General features: G+C 73.9%; 12 protein-coding genes. 6 read left to right on the forward strand and 6 right to left on the reverse strand.

The features are described from left to right. Positions 1-4: 4 nt before the first annotated feature. On the reverse strand, positions 5-523 hold the full coding sequence (locus CTE05_RS16685) for a hypothetical protein (RefSeq protein ID WP_146847435.1): 519 nt from the start codon (positions 521-523) through the stop codon (positions 5-7). Between the two features lie 113 nt (positions 524-636). On the opposite strand from CTE05_RS16685, the gene CTE05_RS16690 reads away from it, so the two are divergent. After that, positions 637-1,173 (forward strand): ribonuclease H family protein, encoded by a 537-nt coding sequence (locus CTE05_RS16690; RefSeq protein ID WP_146847436.1) that lies wholly within the window; start codon positions 637-639, stop codon positions 1,171-1,173. A 37-nt stretch (positions 1,174-1,210) separates the two neighbouring features. On the opposite strand, the gene CTE05_RS16695 is transcribed toward CTE05_RS16690, so the two are convergent. From CTE05_RS16695 to CTE05_RS16705, 3 genes are all read right to left on the reverse strand, one after another. Continuing rightward, on the reverse strand, positions 1,211-1,678 hold the full coding sequence (locus CTE05_RS16695) for a DUF3806 domain-containing protein (RefSeq protein ID WP_186814910.1): 468 nt from the start codon (positions 1,676-1,678) through the stop codon (positions 1,211-1,213). A 202-nt stretch (positions 1,679-1,880) separates the two neighbouring features. Continuing rightward, entirely contained in the window at positions 1,881-6,011 is a 4,131-nt protein-coding gene (locus tag CTE05_RS16700; protein WP_146847438.1) for a S8 family serine peptidase, read from the reverse strand. Between the two features lie 153 nt (positions 6,012-6,164). Beyond that, positions 6,165-6,749: a protein-L-isoaspartate O-methyltransferase family protein gene (locus CTE05_RS16705; protein WP_281286197.1), complete on the reverse strand. Its 585-nt coding sequence runs from the start codon at positions 6,747-6,749 to the stop codon at positions 6,165-6,167. 42 nt (positions 6,750-6,791) lie between these two features. Between CTE05_RS16705 and CTE05_RS16710 the strand changes: the two genes are divergently transcribed. After that, positions 6,792-8,480 (forward strand): GMC oxidoreductase, encoded by a 1,689-nt coding sequence (locus tag CTE05_RS16710; protein WP_146847439.1) that lies wholly within the window; start codon positions 6,792-6,794, stop codon positions 8,478-8,480. Here the strand turns inward: CTE05_RS16710 and CTE05_RS16715 are convergent. Beyond that, entirely contained in the window at positions 8,477-8,803 is a 327-nt protein-coding gene (locus CTE05_RS16715; RefSeq protein WP_146847440.1) for a hypothetical protein, read from the reverse strand. The genes CTE05_RS16710 and CTE05_RS16715 overlap by 4 nt on opposite strands. Positions 8,804-9,075: 272 nt before the next feature. Here CTE05_RS16715 and CTE05_RS16720 point away from each other — a divergent pair, with 272 nt between their 5' ends. From CTE05_RS16720 to CTE05_RS16730, 3 genes are all read left to right on the forward strand, one after another. Next, a complete protein-coding gene (locus CTE05_RS16720; RefSeq protein ID WP_146847441.1) occupies positions 9,076-10,152 on the forward strand; it encodes a M15 family metallopeptidase in 1,077 nt (358 codons plus the stop codon). Between the two features lie 56 nt (positions 10,153-10,208). Then, positions 10,209-11,381 carry an AAA family ATPase gene (locus tag CTE05_RS16725; RefSeq protein ID WP_146847442.1) on the forward strand — a complete coding sequence of 391 codons (1,173 nt, stop codon included), beginning with the start codon at positions 10,209-10,211 and terminating at the stop codon, positions 11,379-11,381. Positions 11,382-11,445: 64 nt separating this feature from the next. Continuing rightward, on the forward strand, positions 11,446-11,883 hold the full coding sequence (locus CTE05_RS16730; protein ID WP_146847443.1) for an OsmC family peroxiredoxin: 438 nt from the start codon (positions 11,446-11,448) through the stop codon (positions 11,881-11,883). An 82-nt stretch (positions 11,884-11,965) separates the two neighbouring features. On the opposite strand, the gene CTE05_RS16735 is transcribed toward CTE05_RS16730, so the two are convergent. Next, entirely contained in the window at positions 11,966-12,472 is a 507-nt protein-coding gene (locus tag CTE05_RS16735; protein ID WP_186814911.1) for a septum formation family protein, read from the reverse strand. A gap of 148 nt (positions 12,473-12,620) precedes the next feature. Here CTE05_RS16735 and CTE05_RS16740 point away from each other — a divergent pair, with 148 nt between their 5' ends. Further along, positions 12,621-15,674: an FAD-binding and (Fe-S)-binding domain-containing protein gene (locus CTE05_RS16740; protein WP_146847445.1), complete on the forward strand. Its 3,054-nt coding sequence runs from the start codon at positions 12,621-12,623 to the stop codon at positions 15,672-15,674. The last annotated feature ends 3 nt before the right edge of the window (positions 15,675-15,677 follow it).

Consider the following 15,677-nt stretch of genomic DNA (forward strand, 5'->3'; position numbering starts at 1 on the left):
GCCGTCAGTCGTTCACGAAGACGTCGGGGCCCGCCTCGCGCCAGCCGTTCGCGGCGGCCGGGACGGACCCCGACGACGCGACGACGAGCAGCGTCTCGTCCACGACGACCCGCGCGGTCCGCGTCGGAGGCGCGCAGGTGAGGGCGGACAGCTCGCCCGGCTGCACGGTCACCACGCACAGCGACCCGGCGGAGCCGACCGCGGCGTAGTGCCGACCGGTCGACGTCTCGGTGAGGAACCGGGTGGAGCGCCGGTCGACACGCAGGTCGTCCAGCTCGTCCGAGGACAGCCTGTCGCGGGAGGTCTGCTCGGCGGCGAACTGCGGCAGGAGCGTCGACGCGTCGACGGAGGAGTCGGCCAGCAGCGGACCGCCGCGCGCCCACAGGAAGCCCACGGCGACGAGGAGCGCAGCGGCCAGCATGACCACGGGGGTCACCAGCGCCGGACGACGGCGCGCGCTCCCGACGCCGCGGAAGTCGTGGAACGCCTCGGAGAACAGGTCCGTGTCGTCGAACGTCGTCATGCGGACACATCGACCCATCTCGCCGCCGACGTGAGCGGGTGTGTACCGAATGCCCCCGTTCGGACGAGCGCCGCTGGTCGTCCGGGCGCCTGGCGCACGGCAGAATCACGTCCGTGATCACGGTCAGCACGGACGGCTCCTGCCTGCGCAACCCCGGCGGCGCCATCGGGTGGGCGTGGGCGAACCACGACGGCTCCAGCGCGAGCGGTGGCCACGCGTCCGGCACCAACCAGGTCGCGGAGCTCATGGCGGTGCTCGAGGCCATCCGTGCGCACCCCGGCGACCAGCCCCTGGTGATCCAGGCCGACTCGCTGTACGCGATCAAGTGCTCGTCGGAGTGGGTGGCCGGCTGGAAGCGCAAGGGCTGGCGGACGGCCGGTGGCGGGCCCGTCCAGAACCTCGCGCTGATCCAGTCCATCGAGGCCGCCATCGCGGCGCGACCCGGCGGGGTCTCGTTCGTCTGGGTCCGCGGGCACCAGGGTGACCACTTCAACGAGCGTGCCGACGAGCTCGCGGGCATCGCCGCCCGGAGCGTCCGCGACGACGCTCCCGTGCCGGCGGTCGCCACAGAGGCCGCGCCGGACCGTGTCCGTGACGGCGTCCCGACGCCCGCGGTCGCGGTGCAGCCCGCGCCGGACGTCCTCTTCTAAGGCGACGGTCGGGCCCTCGTGGTGGAGGCCCGCGTCGTCAGTGCGGCTGGTGCGCCCCGGCGATGATCTCGAGGGCGCCGGTCGACGCCTCCTCGACGTACTCGGCCACCCAGCCGACGGGGGCCTCGCCCCACGACGTCGCGACGGCCGCGACCGGGAACACGACCAGGTCGACCTCCGGGTGCGTCAGGACCAGCTCGGGGGTGCCGTCGCTGCGGGCCGAGCCCCACACGAGCCCGGGAACCCGCTGGGCGACGAGGTCGCCGACGGAGACCCCGAAGGCGTGCACGAGCGACTCCGGGTCGGTGCGGTCACGCTCCTCGGACTGCAGCCAGATCGCCTGGACCCGGTCGAAGAGGTCGCCGAGCGTCTGCGTGTCGACGGTGCCGGCGCACAGGCCCGAGATGATCTCGCGGTGCTGCGCGGCCCACACCTGCTCGGCGGCGTTCAGCGGCTCGACCTCGACCGAGCGGCTCTCGTCGGCAGGCGCGTGCGGGTGCGGCACCACCTGTCCGTCGGACGGCCTCGCTGCGCGTCTGAACAATCCCATGCCTCTCCTATCGACGCCGACGGTGCGGCCCTTGAACCCGAGAACTTGCGCGTCGCCCGGTCGGCGCTGATGGTCCCCGCAGGCAACTGACCGGGGGACCGACGAGGGCCGCGCCGACCGGGAGGTCGACGCGGCCCAGGTCAGAGGAGCCTCAGGCTCAGCGCTGCACGGTCAGCGTGTGCGCGGTCACCGTCGGCAGGTAGCCGCCGTTGCCCGTGTAGTACGCGATGACGACGCTGGACCGCTGCGCCGCCGGCAGGGTCACCGTGGCGGTGCCGTCGGTGAGCGGCACGGTCGCCACCCGCTGCAGACCCACGGTGAACGTCACCGAACCGGTCGGCACCGGAGCACCCGAGAGCGCGACGGCGACCTTCGCCTTCGCACCCTTGGCCACGGTCCAGGAGTCCGCCGAGAGCGTCGCCCTGGTCGTCGCGTGGGTCACCCGGTACGACCGCTGCGTCTGCGAGCCCGTGACGTCCGCGCTGCCCGCGTACACGGCGGTCAGCTGGTGCGTCCCCGCGGCGAGGTCCGCCGGGAGGGCGATGGTCGCGGTGCCCTTGAGCCCGTTCACGACGAGCTCGCCCGTGCCGAGCACCTTGCCCTTCTCCTTGATCTCGACCGTGCCCGTCGGCGCGGTCGACGCCCCGGTCACGACGACCGTGGCCGTGGTGACCGTGCCGAACGGTGCCGAGTTCTTCGACAGCGTGAGGGCCGTCGTCGAGCCCGACTTCTTGACGTCGACCGGGACGACCGCCGACGTGGACGGTGCGTACAGCCCGCTGTCCGGCGTGAAGGTCGCGCTCAGGGAGTGCGCCCCCGCCCCGAGCCTGACCTTCGCGGTCGCCTTGCCGGCCGTGACGGCCGCCGAGCCGATCTCGGTCTGCCCGTCGTGGAACGTCACCGTGCCCGTGGCCTCGGCCGGGGCGACCGTGGCCGTGAGCGTGAGCTCCTGGCCGGCCTTCTTGCCGCCCGTGACCGCGAGCGTCGTGGTCGTCGGCGTCGCCGCCGGGACCGTGACGTCGACGACCTGCACGCGGGACACCGTGTCGGCGTTCAGGTGCTGGAACACCAGCAGCTGACTGTCGGCAGCACCCGTGCCCTTGTGGACCGGGATGGTGACGCCGTCGTCGCCGAGCGAGGAGAACGAGCCCGGGATGTCGTTGTCGAACCAGAACGGCGGGTCGTACGGGTTCACCGTGAACGACTCGGCCGTGTCGAGCAGCCCGGAGTCGGCCTGCGCGTACTCGGAGTACGTCGACACGGAGACGGTCGGGGTGGCCCCGACCGGGATGTCGACCCACTCGAGCCCGATCGGGGCGACCAGGACGTTGCTGTCGAACACGCCCGAGTCGACGCTGCCGGAGAACCCGTTGATGAGCTGGACGTCGAGGTTCTCGCCGGTGTCGTAGTCGAACGTCGCAGCGATCGTCACGTCGGCGTCGGCGTTGTACTTCTGGACGACCGTCTCCAGGTCGTACGCGCCGTCACCGTCGATGTCGATGTCGATGACGGGGATCACGTAGCGGCCCAGCGTGGCCCACTCCCCGTCGGTGGCGATGCCGATGCCGAGCAGGCCCGTGGTCGGGTCGCCGCCGGCTGCGGCGACCGCGGGTGCCGTCGAGGCCCAGCCGACGTACCGGATGTCACCGGCGGCGATCGCCGACGGCGAGGTGACGAGCCCCGGGGTGCTCTCGAGCTTGGGGCTCGTCGCGCCGAGGTTCAGCGGGGTGGTCAGGGAGAACCAGCCACCCGAGGCGACCCCGCGACCGGAGATCGCGAGGTCCGCCGTCGCAGCGGCGGCGTCGGCGAAGGCGACCGGGGAGGCCGTCAGGTCGGAGACCAGCCGCGGTGCCGCCTGCAGCGGGACGCGCAGCTCCGAGGAGCCGGAGGTCAGGACCAGGCGGCCCGAGACCTGGGCGACGTAGTCGCGCGGCACGCCCATCTGGACCTCGGCCGACGTCGGGTCGAGCTCGCGCTCGAGCGTCGCCGGGTCGGCCGTGAGCGTGAGGGTCACGACCGCGGACTTCCCGGGTGCCAGGGTGATCGACGCCGGGGAGGCCGTGATGGTGGCCCCGCCCGCGGTCGACGCGCTCGACACCGAGGTGGTGTACCGCTGGCTCGTCGTGCCGAAGTTCTTCACCGTGACGGTCTTCTTGGCGACGACCGTCGTGTCACCCACCGGCACGACACCCCAGGTGACCGAGGTCTGCTCGGGGTCCTGCGTGTTGTAGGCGATGACGTTGGTGTTGACCGCGTCGAACGCGTCGACGCGACCGGAACCGACGCGCTCCGGACCGTAGGCCGTACCGGTCCCGCCGGGACCCGTCCAGATGTCGTGCGTCGCGGTGTTCACCACGGCGGCCTTGACCTGCTCGGCCTCCCAGCTGGGGTGGGCCGCGCGGACCAGGGCGGCGATGCCCGCGACGTGCGGGGCCGACATCGACGTACCGGACAGGGAGCTCGGCTCGTTGCCGGCACCCGAGGCGGCGGACAGGATCTGCGTGCCGGGAGCGGCGACGTCGGGCTTGCTGTGGCCGAGGGAGCCGTGCACGCCGCGCGACGAGCCCGAGTTGAGCATGTCGCCTGCGATGTCCTCGACGACCGTGCCGGCCAGGCCGGGGCCGATGTGGGCGGTCAGGGTGCCCGCCAGGATCTCCGGGAGCAGCCGGTCCGTCGTGGCGGCGGTCATCTGGAAGCCGGGGATGGCGGCGTTGCCGGAGATGCCGGCCGGGAACGGGGTCAGCTCCGTGGGCAGCAGCACGCCGACCGCACCGGCGGCCGTCGCGTTGTTGAAGCGGACGACCGAGCCGCAGCGCCGGGTGGTGTCGTCGTCGTTCCACCAGAGGTAGGCGATCTTGCCGGCGACGGCGGCCGCCTGTGCGGCGGTGAACGTCGTGCAGCCGTCGAAGTTGCTGCCGGGGTTGCCGACCGGTGCGGTGACGTCCGCGCCGCCGTAGGCGACCGAGTTCTGGCCGGAGTGGAGCCCGACGAGCGCCGGGTTCGTCGCCGCGGTGACCTCCATGCCGTCGTACGTCTGCGGGGCGCCGACGGAGTTCGCGACGGTCAGGGCGCTCGCGGAGCTGCCCGGGCTGCCGCCGATGTCGGTGATGTCGCCCTCGTTGCCCGACGACATGACCATCACGGTGCCGAGCGCCACCAGCGCGTCGATCAGCAGGTTGTCCGGGTCGTCGGCAGGGGCGCCCGCCGCGCCGAGCGACATGTTGACCACGTCGAGCCGGTCGCTCAGGTCGCCGTCCGCGTTCGGGTCCGCGGCGCGGTCGAGCGCGAGGGACGTCAGGTTGGTCGAGCCGCCGATGTCGCCGAACACCTTGAGCACGAAGATCCCGGCGTCGGGTGCGGTGCCGGGGCCGACCATCCAGTCGGACACGTCGGTCAGGCCGCTGTAGTCGCCGTCGAACGTGGTGCCGTCGGGCAGGACGCCGTAGCCGGCGGCGGTGCCGGACACGTGCGTGCCGTGGCCGCTGTTGCCGGACAGGTAGGTGGCGTCGATCGGGTTCTCGTCGGGAGCCGGGACGGGGGATGCACCCTCGATGTCGTCGCTCGCGCTGTACAGGGCTCCGGCGAAGTCGTACCCGCCGATGAACTTGGCCGGGTCGTAGAGGCCTGCGGGGACCGAGCCGGAGCCGTCCTCGCCGTAGGCCTCCTCGTACGCCTCCACCGTGCCGGGGCCGCCGAAGTCGGCGTGCGTGTAGTCGAGACCGGTGTCGACGACGCCGATCCGGACGCCCTCACCGGTCTGGCCGGTGTCCTGCCACACCTTCAGCGCACGCGTGAACTCGACGTTGTGCGCGTTCGTGGCGGTCTTCGGGGTGACGCGGTAGATGGCGACCACGTCAGGGGACTCCGCCAGCGCACGGACCTGCTCGGCGTCGCCGGTGACCAGCGTGCCCGCGACGAGGTTGGTGAGCGTCGCGATCTGCTTCGGGGCGGCCGAGGCGGAGCGGGCGGTGGCCTGCTGCGGGACGACCTCGTCGGCGAGGGCCTCGGTGTCGGCGGCGGCCTCCTTGACCTCGGCGGGCGTGCCGCCGTCGGCCGTGACCTCGCTGCCGGACTTCGCGTCGAGCTGGACGAAGGCGGTGACCGTGCCGCGGGCCCCGACCAGGTCGCGCGCGAGCTTGGCGTCGAGGCGACCGTCGATCGCCCTCGCGTCACCCGCGGTGGGACCGTCGGGCGGTGGTGCCGCCGATGCGCCGCCGGCGCCGAGTAACGCGGTGGTGACCGCGACGGACAAGGCGGTGACTGCGGCGAGGACGGGTCGACGTGGCATGTGCGCATCCCTGGCTTCGAGGAGGATCGACATGCGTGCACCGGATCGTGACGGTAGTCACACGCAGGCGCACGCTCGGTGCACGTTACTGGCAGGTACGGCATTCGTCACCTTCTGGCGAATTGGACGCTTCGCGAGGTCCTGCCGCCGCCGTCAGCGCAGGGGGACGAAGGTGTACGAGCCGTGCGTGGTGACACGCGTCTGGCCTGCGGTGCGCTCCACGAGGTGCATCGTCGACCGGACGGGGATCACCATCCGGCCCCCTTCGGCGAGCTGGTCCACGAGGACGTCCGGCAGCGACCTCGGCGACGCCGACACGAGGATCCGGTCCCACCCGCCGTCCACCGGTCGCCCGAGGGCACCGGGCGTCGCCGGTTCGATGCGTGCCCACGGCAGGTCGCAGGCGGCGAGGTTCGCCGCCCCCCACACGGCGAGCTCGGGGTCCAGCTCCAGCCCGAGCACGACGCCGTCGGGTCCGACGAGCCGCGCGAGCAGCGCCGTCGTCCAGCCCGAGCCGGAGCCGACGTCCAGGACGCGCGCGCCGACCGGCACCTGGAGGAGCCGGAGCATCGCCGCGACGGTGCTCGGCTGCGAGCTCGTCTGCCCGTGCCACAGCGGCAGCGGCTGGTCCTCGTGCGCGCGGGCGCGCTGCTCGGCGGGCAGGAAGCGCTCGCGCGCGAGGACGCGCATCGCGTCGGTCACGTCGGCCGCGCGCGTCGGATCAGCACCCTCGTGCACAGGTCGAGCCTACGATCGGCCCACCTGTCCGAGGGAGGTGCTGTGGCCGAGTACGACGTCGTGGTCGTCGGGTCCGGGTTCGGCGGGTCCGTGGCCGCGCTGCGCCTCGTCGAGAAGGGCTACCGCGTCCTGGTGCTCGAGGCGGGCCGACGGTTCACCGACGAGACCCTGCCCCGCACGTCGTGGGACGTCAGCCGGTTCCTCTGGGCACCGCGCCTGGGCTGGCTCGGCCTCCAGCGGATCCACGTGCTGCCCGACGTCGTGGTGCTGGCGGGCGCGGGCGTCGGCGGCGGGTCGCTCAACTACGCGAACACCCTCTACCGGCCGGCGTCCGACGCGTTCTACCGGGACCCCCAGTGGGCGGGCATCACCGACTGGCGCGCGGAGCTGACACCGTTCTACGACCAGGCGAGCCGCATGCTCGGCGTCGTCGACAACCCCACCACCACGCCCGCCGACGAGGTCGTGCGCAGGACCGCCGAGGACCTGGGCGTCGGGCACACGTTCCGGCTCGCCCCCGTGGGCGTGGTGTTCGGGACGCCCGGCGCGGTGGTGCCGGACCCGTTCTTCGGGGGTGCCGGGCCGGCGCGGCGCGGGTGCCTCGAGTGCGGCGAGTGCATGACGGGCTGCCGGCACGGCGCGAAGAACACCCTGCCGACGAACTACCTGTACCTGGCGGAGCGGGCGGGCGCGCGCGTGGTCGCGGAGACGACCGTGACCTCGGTCCGGCCGCGCGGGCAGGAGTGGGAGGTCGCGACGACCCGGACCGGGCGGCGGGGCGGCGACCGGACGGTGACGGCCGGTCAGGTGGTGCTCGCCGCGGGGACCTGGGGCACGCAGGAGCTCCTGCACCGGCTGAAGGCGGACGGCACGCTGCCCGGTCTGTCCGACCGGCTCGGCGTGCTGACCCGCACCAACAGCGAGTCTCTCGGCGGGGCGGCGACCCGGTGGCGCGGCCGGCGACGACGACCCGACATGACCCGCGGCGTCGCCATCACGTCGTCGGTGCACCTCGACGACCACACCCACCTCGAACCGGTGCGGTACGGGCGGGGGTCGCAGCTCATGGGCCTGCTGAGCACGGTGCTCACCGACGGCGGCGGGCGCGTACCCCGGCCGGTGCGCTGGCTGGGCACCGTCCTGCGGCACCCGGGACAGGTCGCCTCGATCGTGCTCGGGCTGGGCAGCTGGTCCCAGCGCACCGTCATCGGGCTCGTCATGCAGACCGGCGCGGCCTCGATCACGGTGCGTCCGCGGCGGACCTGGCGCGGCACCACCCGGTTGACGTCCACCCCTGGCGAGGGCGAGCCCAACCCGACGTGGATCCCCGCGGCGAACGCCGCCTACCGGCGGATGGCCGTCCACCTCGGGGGTTTTGCGGCGAGCAGCCTGGGCGAGGTCGCCGACGTGCCGATGACGGCGCACTTCCTGGGCGGCTGCACGATCGGCAGGTCCGCCGCCGACGGTGTGGTCGACCCGTACCACCGGGTCTTCGGGTATCCCGGGCTGCACGTCGTCGACGGGTCGACGGTCTCGGCGAACCTCGGGGTCAACCCGTCGCTGACCATCACCGCGCAGGCCGAGCGCGCACTCGCGCTCTGGCCCAACGTGGGTGAGCCCGATCCGCGGCCGGCGCCGGGGGAGCCGTACGTCCGGCTGGCGCCCGTGCGTCCCGTGCGTCCGGCGGTGCCCGCGTGGGCGCCCGGGGCGCTGCGGCTGACGGTCCTCTAGCTGCTGCTCGACCGTGCGGCGGCGACGACGGGGATCATCCCGGTGCGCGGCACGTCGGCTGCGGACGCCGCCGGGACGAACTTCGGCTTGCGTCCGGGGCGTCCTCGCTCGCGGCGCATCTCGATGCCCTCGAGCGTCGTCGCGCGCCACACGGCGCCGCCGTTGAGCCGTCCGTCCGGCTGCGGGAGCCACGGCACCTTGCGGGAGAGCCAGACGCGGATGGTGGCGTGCTCGACCCCGAGCCGCTCGGCCAGCCGGGCGATGTCGTAGAGGTCGTCGAGACCGCGTGGGTGGGGTGTCTCGGACGGCAGTTCAGGGGCCACGACGGAATCGTATCCGGCCGAACCTATGAATTATGTGACGAAGCCGTAACGGAATCCTCACGAGATCTCCCCCGCCCAGAGGGCTCAAGTGTCCTGGACGGCCGTCCGATGAACTTAACGTGTTACGCGTGAGTTACAAGATTCCGTTCCGAGGTCGGCCCGCGAGTGGTCGCCACGCCGCGGCGCGCCCTGCGCCCACGCGTGCAGCCACTCATCCCGCCCGCCTCGCACAGGGTGGGGTGGTCGCGGCGCTCGCCATGAGCATGTGCGTCATGGTCACCGTGTCCGCGACCGCCGGCGACGGTGGGAGCGCGCTCATCCCCACCGCGCTGGTGCCCGGTGCGGTCCAGGTGGAGCGCGCCCGCGCCGGTGCCGTCGACGTCGCCGCCGACGCGATCGAGGTCGCCCAGACCGTCCAGGCCGAGGGCGCCCAGGTCGCCATCGACGCCGCGCAGCTCGAGGCCCTCGAGGCCGCGACCGCCCGACTGGACGAGCTGCTGGTCGAGGCCACGGGCGAGGAGCCCGACCTCGACCGGGACCCCGCCACCTCCCGGTCGGCCGAGCGGGCCGCCGCGGACGTCCCGGCCACCGCCACGGCCCCGGTCCCGGCTCCCGTCGCCGCCGACCCGGCGGCCCCCATCGACCCCGCCTCCGTGTTCGAGCAGACGCCCGCACCGCCCACCGTGCCGCTGGTCCCGCCGGCCGCCGGCAAGGAGGACGAGACGACCGCCGAGCTGCGGGAGGCCGTGGCCGCGGTCGCGACCCTCACCAGCACGGTCCGGCAGAGCGCCGAGGCCAAGCGCGTCGCGGACGCCGCCGCCGCAGCGGCCGCCGCGCAGGCCGCCGCCGAGGCAGCCGCAGCCGCCGCCGCGGCGCAGGCCGCCGCCGACGCCGCCGCCCAGGCCGCAGCCGCCCAGGCAGCCCAGCGGGCAGCCTGGAAGCAGTCCCTCCTCGGGTACTCCAACGGCAAGATCCCGGACTCCGCCCTCTGCGGCGTCAGCTTCGACGCGTCCGTGCGCCTGCGCTGCGACGCCGCCGAGCAGCTCGACGTCCTCAACGTCGCCTACCGCGCGCAGTTCGGCTCGAACCTCGTCGTCAACGACTCCTACCGCTCCTACGCCGGCCAGGTCGCGTGCAAGCGCACCAAGGGCTACCTGTGCGCGACGCCCGGGACGTCGAACCACGGCAGCGGCATCGCGGTCGACCTCGGCGGCGGCATCGACTCGTTCGGGACGCGGCAGCACCGGTGGATGGCGGCGCACGCCCCCGACCTCCACTGGGACCTCCCGTCCTGGGCCACCTGGGGCGGCAGCAAGCCCGAGGCGTGGCACTGGGAGTACACCGGCTGATCCCGGACTGTGCACAGATCGGTCCGCACCCGCCTCGCGGCCCTACGATCGGGCGCATGAGCACCTCGGCCGAGCCGGGGCGGACATGGCCTCTCGTCGGCCGTGCCGCCGAGCTCGACGACCTCGACGACCTGCTGTCGACGGCTGCCGACGGGGTTGGTGTGACCGTCCTCCTCGAGGGCGAGGCCGGGGTCGGGAAGACCAGCCTGGTCGACGCCCTGCGCGGCTCCGCGCGGCTCCTCGACGTCGAGCTGCGCGCCGCCCAGGCCACGGCCGTGCGGGGCTGGCCGTTCGCGCTCCTGTCGGACGCGCTCCTCGTGCGGTCGCCCGCCGCCGGAGGTCACGGCCCGGGGCGCAGTCCCGTCGAGACCGAGCTGGCGGACCTGCTGGACGCGATGTACGCCGACCCGGCGAGCTCGGGCGCCCGGTACGACCGGGCGGCGGAGCTGTTCGCCGCCCTCCTGCGGCGCCACGGCGACCTCCGGCCGTGGGCCCTCGTGCTCGAGGACGTGCACGAGGCCGACGCCCCGTCGCTCGCGGTGCTCCTCCAGCTGGCGCGGGAGGGTGCGGTGCCGCGGGCGCTCGTGGTGCTCACGATGCGTCCGGTCCCGTACCGCCCCGAGCTGGCGGAGCTCGTGGCCGCGTGGACCCGCGCCGGAGCCCGGTACCTGGAGCTGCGGCCCCTGAACGCGCGCGCGACCGTCGAGCTGGCCGAGAACCTCGTCGGCGGGCCCGTCGGACCGTCGCTGCGTGGCACGCTCGCGACCACGGGCGGCAACCCGCGGCTGATCGCCGACGTCGTGCGCACCGCCCGGGCCGCGGGTGCGCTGGTCGCCTCGGACGGCGTGCTCGACTCGACCGGCACCCGCTGGATGTCCCCGCTCGACGACGTGGTCCGCCGTCGTGTCGAGTACCTCGGCGCCGACGTGCTCGCCCTGCTCGGCCAGGCCTCCGTGCTGGGCACGTCCTTCGTCATCGCCGACCTCGCCTCGCTGGCCGGCGACCCGGTCGCGGACTGCTGGCGCACCCTGCGCCACGGACTGGCCGCCGGTGTGGTCCGGGCGCGCGGCGACCGCCTCGTGTTCGGGCACGACCTGGTGCGCGAGGCCCTCTACAACGGCCTCGACCCTGACGAGCGGCGCACCCTGCACGCTCGGGCAGCATGGGCCCTGCGACAGGCCGGAGCGCCCAACCAGATCGTCACCGGGCACCTGGAACGCGCGCGCTGAGCCCGTCGGCTGCCTAGCGTGGTGCTGCGGGCGTCCGCCCGCTCGACCCCACCCAAGGAGCACCATGCCCACGCGCACCTCACGCACCGCCTGGAACGGGACCCTCATGGAGGGCAGCGGTCAGGTCGAGCTCACGAGCTCCGGCGCCGCCACGTTCGACGTCTCGTTCCCCAAGCGCGCCGCCGAGAGCGCCGACGGCACGACGAGCCCGGAGGAGCTCATCGCCGCTGCGCACTCGTCCTGCTTCGCCATGCAGCTGTCCGCCGTGATCGCCGAGGCCGGAGGCACCCCGGTCGCGCTCGAGGTCAGCGCCGACGTCACCCTGCGCCCCGACCCCGCCGGCGGCTTCCGCATCAGCGGCATCGCCCTGACGGTCCGCGGCGAGGTCGAGGGCCTCGACGCCGACGGCTTCCGCACGGCCGCGGAGACCGCCAAAGCCACGTGCCCGGTGAGCAAGGCCCTGACGGGCACGGAGATCACCCTGGACGCCTCCCTCGCCTGACCCCTTCCCAACCCCGCAACGTCCGCACTCGACAGGGCTCGCCCCCGTCCGAGTGCGGACGTTGCGTCCCCTCCGGAGGGGGTCAGCGGGCGGAGGCCGCCAGCGTTCCCGTCACCGGGCCGTCGGGCGAGGAGACGAAGCACATGATCTCGCGGTCGCCCTCGGCCCAGGACTCCTGCGTCGGGTAGAAGGACGCCAGGTCGAGGGACGACTCGTCGTACGACAGGCCGATGAACGTCGCGAACTCGTCGTAGCAGAACGTGTCGGCGGAGTCGGTCACGGACTGGTCGCCCGGGAAGTCGCCCTCGGGCAGGTCGGTCGCCGCGTAGGCCTCGCTGTCGTGCGGCTCGGCGCACGGGACGGTCGGCACCGAGGAGACCTCGGTCGCCTCGTCGTCCGCCTGCTGATCGAGGCAGTCGCCCACCTTCAGCGAGAAGACGTCGGCCTCGCTCGACTCGGTGATCTCGCCCGACGTCTCGTCGCGCACGGCCGGCTCGGCGGCCTGGTCGAGGATGCCGCAGCCGGAGACGCCGACGAGCGCCACAGCCAGGAGGACGGGGGTCACGACACGGGTGGTGAAGGTGCGCATCATCATCTTCTCGTTCGGGGAACGAGCGCTCCGGTCGGAGGGCCCGCGAGACGGTAGCGAGTCGAAGCGCCTCGAAAGGGGGACTTTTCGGGGCAGACCGGTGTGAACAGGGACACACGGAACCTTCCGCCCCGGTGAGCCCGGGCGGATGACCACTCCCTGGCGGGTGTGCGGGGGAGCGGGCCGCCGATGGGAGACTGCCCCCGTGGTGGCCGTGACCGAGACCGTGACAGGGGACGTGAGCAGCGCCGACGTCGTGCAGGCGCTGCGGTCCGCGCTGCGCGGAGCGGTCGACGACAGCACGCGCCGCCGGGCCGAGTACTCCACGGACGCGTCCAACTACCGCGTGGTCCCGCAGGTCGTGGCGTTCCCGCAGGACACCGACGACGTGCTCGCCGCCCTGGAGGTCACCCGGTCCTTGGGCGTCCCGCTGACCGCGCGCGGCGGGGGGACCTCCGTCGCGGGCAACGCGGTCGGCACCGGCGTGGTGCTCGACTTCTCACGGCACGTGAACCGGATCCTGGACATCGACCCGGAGGCGCAGACCGCCCGCATCGAGCCCGGTGTCGTCATGGCCAGCCTGCAGAAGGCCGCCGCACCGCACGGCCTGCGGTTCGGCCCCGACCCCTCCACGCAGGCGCGCGCGACGCTCGGCGGGATGATCGGCAACAACGCCTGCGGTCCCCGCGCGGTCGCCTACGGCCGCACCGCCGACAACGTCCTCGCGCTCGACGTCGTGGACGGCACCGGTCGGCGGTTCGAGGCCCGCTCCGGTGCGGGCGCGCTGGACGTCGTGCCCGGTCTGGACGCCCTCGTCCGCGGGAACCTCGACATCCTGCGCACCGAGCTGGGCCGGTTCGGCCGGCAGGTCTCCGGCTACTCCCTCGAGCACCTGCTGCCCGAGAAGGGCACCGACCTGGCCAAGGCGCTGGTCGGCACGGAGGGGACGGTCGCCACGCTGCTCGGCGCGACGGTCCGGCTGGTCCCGGTCGCCGCGGCGCCCGTGCTCGTCGTCCTCGGCTACCCCGACATGCCCGCGGCCGCGGACGCGGTCCCCGCGCTGCTCGCGCACGCTCCGCTGGCGATCGAGGGGATGGACTCCCGGCTGGTCGACGTCGTGCGTCGCGTGCGCGGAGCCGCCGCCGTGCCGCCCCTGCCGGCCGGGGGTGGCTGGCTCATGGTGGAGGTCGGCGGGGACTCGCTCGACGAGGCGCTGGACCGGGCGCGCGCGCTGGCCGCCGACGCGGGGACCGCGGCCGTCGGGCTGTTCCCGCCCGGTCCCGAGGCCGCCGCGATGTGGCGGATCCGCGAGGACGGTGCCGGCCTCGGTGGGCGGACCCCGTCGGGCGAGCAGGCGTGGCCCGGGTTCGAGGACTCGGCGGTGCCGCCGGAGCGGCTGGGCGCGTACCTGCGCGAGCTCGAGGCGCTCATGGCGTCGCACGAGGTCGACGGTCTGGCCTACGGGCACTTCGGCGACGGGTGCGTGCACCTGCGTCTCGACATCCCGCTGGAGCGCTCCGGAAACCCGCTGCGCGCGTTCATGACCGACGCGGCCACGCTCGTCGCCTCCCACGGCGGCTCGCTGTCCGGGGAGCACGGCGACGGTCGCGCCCGCTCGGAGCTGCTCCCCGTCATGTACTCCGCGAAGGCGATCGACCTGTTCGGCGCGTTCAAGGACCTCCTCGACCCGCGCGACCTGCTCAACCCCGGCGTGCTCGTCCACCCGAACCCGCTGGACGCCGACCTGCGCCGCCCGTGGGCCCGCCCGCTGCTGTCCGACGGTCACGGCTTCTCGTTTACGCACGACGCCGGTGACCTAACCACCGCGCTGCACCGCTGCGTCGGCGTGGGCAAGTGCCGCGCGGACAGCACCGCGACCGGCGGGTTCATGTGCCCGTCGTACCTGGCGACGAAGGACGAGAAGGACTCCACCCGGGGGCGGGCGCGCGTCCTGCAGGAGATGGCGAACGGCACGCTCGTGTCGGGCGGCTGGGCGTCGCCCGAGGTGCACGACTCCCTCGACCTGTGCCTGTCCTGCAAGGCGTGCTCGTCGGACTGCCCGGCGGGCGTCGACATGGCTCAGTACAAGTCCGAGGTGCTGCACCGTACATATCGCGGCAAGGTGCGTCCGGTGTCGCACTACGCCCTCGGCTGGCTGCCCCGCTGGGCACGGCTGATCACCCGCGTCCCCGGGCTGGCGGCCCTGACGAACGCGGCGCTCGGCGTCCGGCCGGTCGCGCGCGCGGTGCTCGCCGGCGGTGGCATGGACACACGCCGCCAGATGGTCACGTTCGCCCGCCGACCGTTCCGCTCCTGGGTCCGCGCCGAGGGACGCGACACCGTCACGCTCACCCGCAACGTCCGCGGGAGCGAGCGTCACGAGGACCAGCTGCTCGGACGCAACGAGGTGGAGGCCGTGGCGGACGACCAGTTCCTCGGACGTCCCGGCAAGGGGACCGGCGGGCGCAAGCCGCAGGTCGTGCTCTGGACCGACTCGTTCTCCGACACGCTCTCCCCGTCCGTCGCCCAGGCCGCGGTGGCGGTGCTCGTCGACGCCGGCTACGAGGTGCTCGTCCCGCAGGACGACGCGTGCTGCGGCCTCACGTGGATCAGCACCGGCCAGCTCGACGGTGCCCGGAAGCAGCTCACCCACCTGCTCGGCGTGCTCGGGCCGTTCGCCGTCAACGGCATCCCGATCGTCGGGCTGGAGCCGTCCTGCACCGCGGTCCTGCGCTCGGACCTGCGCGACCTGCTGCCCGACGACCCGCGCGCCGTCGCGGTCGCCCGGGAGACCCGCACGCTCGCCGAGCTGCTCACCGCGCCCGCCCCCATCGGCCCCGGCGACCGCTGGCAGGTCCCGGACCTCTCGGAGGTGACGGCGGTCGTGCAGCCGCACTGCCACCACCACTCCGTGATGACCTGGACCGCCGACCGCCGCCTGCTCACCGACGCGGGCGCACAGTTCTCCGCGCTCGCGGGCTGCTGCGGGCTGGCCGGCAACTTCGGCATGGAGAAGGGCCACTACGACGTGTCGGTGGCGGTCGCGGAGAACGCGCTGCTCCCGGCGCTCCGGGACGCGGCCCCCGGGGACGTCTACCTGGCCGACGGCTTCTCGTGCCGCACGCAGGCCGACCACCTGGCCGGCGTGCACGGCGTGCACCTGGCCGAGCTGCTCGCGTCGCACCTGCGTGCGCGCGCCTAGGCT

Origin of the sequence: Cellulomonas terrae, from assembly GCF_007990265.1 — a bacterium.
Lineage (GTDB): Bacteria > Actinomycetota > Actinomycetes > Actinomycetales > Cellulomonadaceae > Cellulomonas > Cellulomonas terrae.

Excerpts from the sequence above, each read along its gene's own strand:
- CTE05_RS16700 (WP_146847438.1), bottom strand. The coding sequence starts at position 6,011 with ATGCCACGTCGACCCGTCCTCGCCGCAGTCACCGCCTTGTCCGTCGCG.
- CTE05_RS16720 (WP_146847441.1), top strand. The coding sequence starts at position 9,076 with ATGGTCACCGTGTCCGCGACCGCCGGCGACGGTGGGAGCGCGCTCATC.
- CTE05_RS16735 (WP_186814911.1), bottom strand. The coding sequence starts at position 12,472 with ATGCGCACCTTCACCACCCGTGTCGTGACCCCCGTCCTCCTGGCTGTG.
- CTE05_RS16725 (WP_146847442.1), top strand. The coding sequence starts at position 10,209 with ATGAGCACCTCGGCCGAGCCGGGGCGGACATGGCCTCTCGTCGGCCGT.
- CTE05_RS16685 (WP_146847435.1), bottom strand. The coding sequence starts at position 523 with ATGACGACGTTCGACGACACGGACCTGTTCTCCGAGGCGTTCCACGAC.
- CTE05_RS16730 (WP_146847443.1), top strand. The coding sequence starts at position 11,446 with ATGCCCACGCGCACCTCACGCACCGCCTGGAACGGGACCCTCATGGAG.
- CTE05_RS16740 (WP_146847445.1), top strand. The coding sequence starts at position 12,621 with ATGACCACTCCCTGGCGGGTGTGCGGGGGAGCGGGCCGCCGATGGGAG.